General features: G+C 69.0%; 6 protein-coding genes. 1 reads left to right on the top strand and 5 read right to left on the bottom strand.

Translation table 11 applies throughout. The features are described 5' to 3' along the window. Positions 1–83: 83 nt before the first annotated feature. Positions 84–1,379 carry an acetyl-CoA C-acetyltransferase gene (locus tag O0J15_RS15575; RefSeq protein ID WP_308305906.1) on the bottom strand — a complete coding sequence of 432 codons (1,296 nt, stop codon included), beginning with the start codon at positions 1,377–1,379 and terminating at the stop codon, positions 84–86. Between the two features lie 93 nt (positions 1,380–1,472). Here O0J15_RS15575 and O0J15_RS15570 point away from each other — a divergent pair, with 93 nt between their 5' ends. Beyond that, the gene (locus O0J15_RS15570; protein ID WP_019661928.1) at positions 1,473–2,360 is read left to right on the top strand and encodes a hypothetical protein; all 888 of its coding nucleotides are present in this window, start codon (positions 1,473–1,475) and stop codon (positions 2,358–2,360) included. A 213-nt stretch (positions 2,361–2,573) separates the two neighbouring features. Here O0J15_RS15570 and O0J15_RS15565 read toward each other — a convergent pair whose 3' ends face one another. From O0J15_RS15565 to O0J15_RS15550, 4 genes are all read right to left on the bottom strand, one after another. Beyond that, positions 2,574–3,200, bottom strand: a complete 627-nt coding sequence (locus O0J15_RS15565; RefSeq protein WP_227844205.1) for a superoxide dismutase family protein — start codon at positions 3,198–3,200, stop codon at positions 2,574–2,576. 37 nt (positions 3,201–3,237) lie between these two features. Beyond that, positions 3,238–3,807: a superoxide dismutase family protein gene (locus O0J15_RS15560; protein WP_019661930.1), complete on the bottom strand. Its 570-nt coding sequence runs from the start codon at positions 3,805–3,807 to the stop codon at positions 3,238–3,240. Positions 3,808–3,900: 93 nt separating this feature from the next. Then, on the bottom strand, positions 3,901–5,349 hold the full coding sequence (ntrC, locus tag O0J15_RS15555) for a nitrogen regulation protein NR(I) (RefSeq protein ID WP_134729770.1): 1,449 nt from the start codon (positions 5,347–5,349) through the stop codon (positions 3,901–3,903). Continuing rightward, complete coding sequence (locus O0J15_RS15550) at positions 5,342–6,403, bottom strand: ATP-binding protein (RefSeq protein WP_308305905.1); 1,062 nt, start codon at positions 6,401–6,403, stop codon at positions 5,342–5,344. The genes ntrC and O0J15_RS15550 overlap by 8 nt, the downstream gene beginning before the upstream one ends. Positions 6,404–6,504: the final 101 nt, after the last annotated feature.

The following is a 6,504-nucleotide window of genomic DNA, read 5'->3' as shown; positions in this document are numbered from 1 at the left end:
ACCAACGGTCGGCACCCACCGGAGAAAAAGAACGCCGCCCACCGGGCGGCGTTTTCATATGTGGAACCCGGTAGTCGCAGCGATCAGCGTTCGACGATCGCCACCACGCCCATGCCGCCGGCGGTGCAGATCGACACCAGCGCGCGGCCACCGCCGCGTTCGGCCAGCTGCTTGGCGGCGGTAGCGATCACGCGTGCGCCGGTGGCGGCGAACGGGTGGCCGGTGGCCAGCGACGAGCCCAGCAGATTGATCTTGTCCGGGTCGATGCGGCCCAGCGGCGCGTCCAGGCCCAGGCGGTTGCGGCAGTAATCCTCGCTCTCCCACGCACGCAGGGTGCACAGCACCTGCGCGGCGAAGGCCTCGTGGATCTCGTAGATGTCGAAGTCCTGCAGGGTCAGGCCATTGCGCTTGAGCATCTCCGGCACGGCCACGGTCGGTGCCATCAGCAGGCCTTCGCCATGCACGAAGTCCACCGCAGAGACATGCGCATCGCGCAGATAGGCCTGCGGCTCATGGCCATGCGCACGTGCCCACTCTTCGCTGGCCAGCAGTACCGCAGCGGCACCGTCGGTCAGCGGGGTGGAGTTGGCGGCGGTGAGCGTGCCACGGCCGGAGACCTTGTCGAACGCCGGCTTCAGCGTCGCCAGCTTTTCCAGCGAGGTATCCGGGCGCAGGATGTTGTCACGCTCGACGCCACGGAACGGTGCGATCAGGTCGTTGAAGAATCCGCGCTCATAGGCGGCAGCCAGCTTCTTGTGCGAGGACACCGCCCACTCGTCCTGCGAGTCGCGCGAGATGTTCCACTCCTTGGCCATGTCCTCGCAGTGGTCGCCCATGCTCTTGCCGGTGCGCGGCTCGGCCACGCCCGGGAACTCGGGCTTGAGCTCGGAGAACTTGAAGCCAGCGGTGAGTGCGCGGATCTTGTCGCCGGTGCTCTTGGCGCGGTTGGCGGCCAGCAGGCGTGCACGCAGCTTCTTGCCGAAGACGATCGGCACGTCGGAGGTGGTGTCCGAACCACCACCGATGCCCGATTCAATCTGGCCCAGCGCGATCTTGTTGGCCACGGTGATGATGCTGTCCAGCGAGGTACCGCAGGCGCGCTGCAGGGTGATGCCCGGGGTCAGCGGCGACAGGCCGGAGGACAGCGTGGCTTCGCGGCCCAGGTTCCAGTCGCTGGAGTGCTTGATCACCGCACCCATTGCCACTTCACCCAGCTGCTGGCCATGCAGGCCGAACCGTTCGACCAGCGCACCCAGCGTACGGACCGACATGCCGAGGTTGCCGACATCCGAATACGCGGTGTTCTGGCGACAGAACGGAATGCGGACGCCACCGAGGATGGCGACGGGACGAGCGTTGGGCATGGAGATACCTGGCATGGATGAGGGTGTCTGCAACATGGCCTGCACGGCGGAGCAGGCATAATGGAGCCAAGTGTAGCTGCCGCCCTGTGATGGGCCAACCGTGGAACCATGAGCAAACCCGACCCCGCGATGAATGCCCTTGGCGTGCTGGCCCTGGAACTGGCCGGCGGTGAAATCCCCCGCCAGGCGGTGCTCAGCGCAGAACAGGCCGGTGAACTGGCCGAACGCGTCGGCCGTGACCTGTCCAAGCTGGTGCCACAGGTAGCCGAGCTGGACCTGGTGTTCGCCGCCGCCCATTTCGACCCGGCCGAAGTGCTGCGCCCGGGCTGGCCGATCCATCGCCGCCTGGAAGAACTGCAGATGCGTGCTCCGGGCCGCAACCAGGGCCCGCGCCTGCTGGCCTTCGGTACCGATGCCGAGGGTGATGTGCCGCTGCCGTTCCAGGCCGATGCCAGCCTGGTTGGCGGTGGCCTGCGCGTGGTGCCGTTCCTGCTGACCGGCAGCGATGTGGCCACCACCAACGCGGTCGCGCATGCGCTGGAAGACACCTTGCTCGCCAACGGCATGGCGCATGCCGACACCGCGCTGATGGCGCAGAACAGCTTCGGTGCGCGGATCGAACACGCACGCTACTTCACCGTGAACGATCTGGCCGCGATGATGTCGATGCAGTACGACAACCAGGGCCTGGCCGCGCTGTGGCCGCTGATCGAGACCGCGATCATGGCGCCGGGCGAGGACGAGTGGCTCAATGCCGCGCCCGAGCCGCTGCTGCGCTATACGCACGGCGAAGCACGCATGGCACTGTTCGACCCGGCCGGTTGGTGCGCGCACTACAACCACAGCAAGAACGATTGCGACCGCCTGAAGGGCATCTACGAACAGTTCCTGATGCGCCAGCGGCAGATGGCTGCGGTGCTGGAGGCACACGGCGTGCCGGTGCTGTTCGTGCACTGCGAGGCCGGGCAGGACGCGCGCGAGCTGCTGGCGCGCTGATCTGCGGATGCGCACCGCCGGGCATGGCCCGGCGCTACCGTGCAATTGCGTTTCGCCGGGGCGCGACCGCCGTGCGTATTGCTGTAGCGCCGGAGTCCATGCTCGGCTCAGGTCCACCGAAGAGCAGCCGAGCATGGGCTCGGCTCTACAGGAAGCGATGCAAAGAAAAACGCCGGCTTGCGCCGGCGTTTTCCGTTTCCAGCAAAAGCGTCCTTACGGGGCCTTCTGGATCACCGCACACGCCAGGCGCGCGCCGGCGTTGCCGGTCGGCTGGGTCTTGTAGTCATCCGCATCGGCGTGGACGATCAGGCCGCGGCCGATGATGTCGAAGTCATCACCCTTGCCGATGTTGACGTTGCTCGACACCGGGCCGTCGATGGTGGCCACGCCCTTGTCGTCGGCCTTGATGTTGGGCATGTCGCCGCCGTGGTGCGGATCGGCCGCCACGCTTCCGTGGTCCTGCTTGCCCGGGTTGAAGTGGCCGCCGGCACTCATGCCGTCCGGCGCGCTGCAGTCGCCCTTCTCGTGGATGTGGAAACCGTGCTCGCTACCCGGCTTCAGGCCCGTAACCTGGCCGGTCACGTGCACCTTGCCATCAACCACCTTGAAGGTGACGCTGCCCTTGGTCTCGTTGCCCTGGGTCGGTGCCAGCTCGGCCGTTGCCGAAGCATCGGCCGCCGGTGCCGCAGCCGGTTCCGGAGTTGCCGCCGGTCCGGTGGTGGCGCCGTCGGCCGGCGCGGCCGGCGGGGTTTCGGCCTGCGGCGCGGCCGGCTGCTGGTTGCAGGCCGCCAGGCCCAGCGCGGCGATGGCCGCAAACAGCGAAGTGTGGATCAGACGCATTGGAATCTCTCCCTCGATGATGCCTGCAGTGAAGTGATCAGCGGACGACCCGGATCACGCCACAGGCGATGCGGACGCCGGCATTGCCGGCGGGCTGGCTGCGATAGTCGTCGGCGTTGGCATGCACGACCAGTGCACGTCCGGCGATATCGGTGGCGGCGCCTCCGCCAAGGGTAACGCCCTTGAGGTGGATATCGACGTTGGCGCGGCCCTGGGCATCGGCACGCAGGTTGTCCATGTCGCCCAGGTGGTGCTTGCCGGTGCCGGCGCGGCCATGCGCAGCGCCACCGGGATTGAAATGATTGCCGGCACTGCTGGCATCCACCGCACTGCAGTCGCCGCGCTCATGGATGTGGAAGCCGGCCTGCTGCATCGGCTGCAGACCACCGACCAGGCCGGTGATGTGCATGCCGCCGGGCTCCACCATCAGTGCGATGCGGCCACTGACAATGCTGGCCGAGGCCGGCGCGAGATTGGCCTCGCCCTGCTTCGCAGCGCTGACCACGGTCGGCGGCGGCGGGGTGGGCTCGGCTTTCTTCGGCGTACTGCCACAGGCAGACAGCAGCACGGCGGCGGACAACGGCAGGATGGCAAAGGACAGACGCATCGAAGACTCCTTGCAGGTGACACTAAGCGTTGCATCGTCCATGAACGATCAACAGTTCGGCAAGCAGGCGCGAGGACCGCGTGCAGGGACCGTTCAATGGCCCCCGCGGCGGCGGCCAGCGCCCAGCTTGCGGGTAAGGGTATTGCGGCCCAGGCCCAAGCGGGCAGCGGCTTCGGCGCGGCGGCCATGGGTGATCTGAAGCGCCGCTTCCAGCAGCGCATGGTCGACCCGCTCACGCACCTGTGCGTGCAGCCCTTCCACGCCTTCGGCCAGCTGGCGGCGCGCCCATTCGGCCAGCAGCGCTTCCCACTGGCCTGGATCGGCACCGCTGATGCTGCCGCGACCGCCCCGCGTACGGTTCAGCGCGGTATCGACGTCGGCCACGCCGATGGTGTCAGCGGCGGCCAGCGCGGCCATCCGCCAGCACACGTTTTCCAGTTCGCGCACGTTGCCGGGCCAGTCGTGTTCGCGCAGCGCCTGCAGTGCGGCGGCGGTCAGGCGCTTGGGCGGCGTGTCCAGCCTGCGTGCGGCGGCGGCCAGGAAGGTGCTGGCCAGTTGCGCGATGTCCTCGCGGCGCTCGCGCAGCGGCGGCAGCTGCAGGCGCACCACGTCGAGGCGGTGCAGCAGGTCCGCGCGGAACTTCCCCTGCGCGACCAGCCCTTCCAGGTCCTGGTGGGTGGCGGCCACCACGCGCACATCGACGCGGATCAGTTCGCGGCCACCGACGCGGAAGAACTCGCCCTGCGCGAGCACGCGCAGCAACCGGGTCTGCAACGGCAGCGGCATGTCGCCGATCTCGTCAAGGAACAGCGTGCCGCCATCGGCCTGCTCGAAGCGGCCGGTATGGCGGCGCTGCGCACCGGTGAAGGCACCGGCCTCGTGGCCGAACAGCTCACTTTCCAGCAGCTCGGACGGAATGGCAGCAGTATTGAGCGCGACGAACGGCCCATGCGCGCGCGGCGATTCGCGATGCAGTGCATTGGCCACCAGCTCCTTGCCGGTGCCGGTCTCGCCGGTGATCAGCACCGCCAGCGGCGCCTGCGCCAGGCGACCGATGGCGCGGAACAGCGCGCGCATCGGTGGCGTCTCACCCACCAGTTGCGGCGGTTGGTCGCCATGCGCTTCCGGCGCAGGCGTGGGCGCTGCCAGTGCCGGCGCCACCGCCGGCAGCACGCGCTGCGCCAGCGCCACGGCATCGTCCAGGTCGAACGGCTTGGACAGGAATTCATGCGCGCCGCCGCGGAACGCACCGGCCGTGCTGGCCACATCGGTATAGGCCGACATCACGACCACCGGCAGCTGCGGCAACGCGGCCTTGAGCTTGTCCAGCAGCACGAGGCCATCGTCGCCAGGCATGCGCACATCGGTGAACAGCAGCGCCGGCGGCGCGCCTTCGCCCAGGGCCTGCAGGGCTGCCGCAGCGCTGTCGAAATCGACGACCTGGTAGCCCGCCTCGCGCAGCGCGGTGCACAGCACGAAGCGCACGGCACGATCGTCATCGACCACCCAGATGCGCTGCGGGGACGAAGAAGACTCAGACATCGCGCGGGGCCTCCTCGGCCGGGGCGGCGCCACTGACAATCGGCAGCAGCAGGGTGAACACGGTATGACCCGGGCGCGAGCGGTAGGTCAGCGTGCCGCGGTGCTCGCGCGCCACCTGCTGGGCCAGCGCCAGGCCCAGGCCAGTGCCTTCGGCGCGGCCACTGACCAGCGGCAGGAACAGGTGCTCGGCCAGTTCCTCGGGTACACCACGGCCGTCGTCGGCAATTTCCAGGCGCAACGCCAGCGTGTGCAGCTGCTCGGCGATGCGCGCGCCATGCTCCACGCGGGTGCGCAGGGTGATGCTGCCGGCACCGGCCTGGATTGCGTTTCGCACCAGGTTCCACACCGCCTGGGTAAGACGGTCGGCGTCGCCACGGAATTCGGGAATGCTGGGGTCGTAGTCGCGCTGCAGGCGTACTGCCCAGCCGGCCTCGTTCTCGGCCAGGCGCAGCACGCGTTCCAGCGCGGCATGGATGTTCAGTTCGGCGTGGGGTGCGGCCGGGGCCGGCGACAGCAGCTGGTCGAGCAGGCCGTTGAGGCGCTCGATCTCCGAGCCGATCAGTTCGATCAGTTCGCGTTCGCTGGCCTCGCGCTGGGCCGCGCGGCGGGCCAGCAGCTGGGCCGCACCCTTCAACCCGGCCAGCGGGTTGCGCAGCTCGTGGGCCAGGCCCTTCAGCGCCGCGCTGAGCGCGCTGGGCAGGGCCTGCGTCGGGTCCAGCCCAGGGAATTCGTCGACCGGATGTGCCTCCAGCAACCAGCCGCCATCGTCGCGGCGGCTCATCCAGCCCTCGGCGAAGCGCGGCGCCTCGCCGGGCACCGCCAGCGCCAACCGGTTCAGGCGCAGGCTGTCGCGCTCATCGCGTGCCAGGAAGTGGGCCAGCGCTTCGCCCTGCACTTCCAGTGCAGCCAGCGGCTGGCCCAGCAGGCGGCGCCCGCTGACGCCCAGCCAGCGGCCGAAGGCCGGATTGCAGCCGATGATGCGGCCATCGGCCCCGGCCCACGCCAGCGGCGTGCCCAGGGCTTCAAGGGTCGGCGGCGGTGCGGGGTCGGACATTGCACCAATGTAGTGCAAAACGCGGGGTTCGGGGTCAGAGCACGTTCCGCCAGAAAAGGGCTCCGGCCCCTGCCGCAGGTCGAGCGAGCTCGACCACTACC

The organism is Stenotrophomonas sp. Sm10, assembly GCF_030985515.1.
In the GTDB taxonomy this organism is placed as follows: Bacteria; Pseudomonadota; Gammaproteobacteria; order Xanthomonadales; family Xanthomonadaceae; genus Stenotrophomonas; species Stenotrophomonas hibiscicola.
This window is presented reverse-complemented; position numbering and strand designations above follow the sequence as displayed.

Bases quoted from the DNA above. Each gene is read 5' to 3' on its own strand.
- O0J15_RS15560 (WP_019661930.1), bottom strand. From the start codon at position 3,807: ATGCGTCTGTCCTTTGCCATCCTGCCGTTGTCCGCCGCCGTGCTGCTG.
- O0J15_RS15570 (WP_019661928.1), top strand. From the start codon at position 1,473: ATGAGCAAACCCGACCCCGCGATGAATGCCCTTGGCGTGCTGGCCCTG.
- O0J15_RS15575 (WP_308305906.1), bottom strand. From the start codon at position 1,379: ATGCCAGGTATCTCCATGCCCAACGCTCGTCCCGTCGCCATCCTCGGT.
- ntrC (WP_134729770.1), bottom strand. From the start codon at position 5,349: ATGTCTGAGTCTTCTTCGTCCCCGCAGCGCATCTGGGTGGTCGATGAC.
- O0J15_RS15550 (WP_308305905.1), bottom strand. From the start codon at position 6,403: ATGTCCGACCCCGCACCGCCGCCGACCCTTGAAGCCCTGGGCACGCCG.
- O0J15_RS15565 (WP_227844205.1), bottom strand. From the start codon at position 3,200: ATGCGTCTGATCCACACTTCGCTGTTTGCGGCCATCGCCGCGCTGGGC.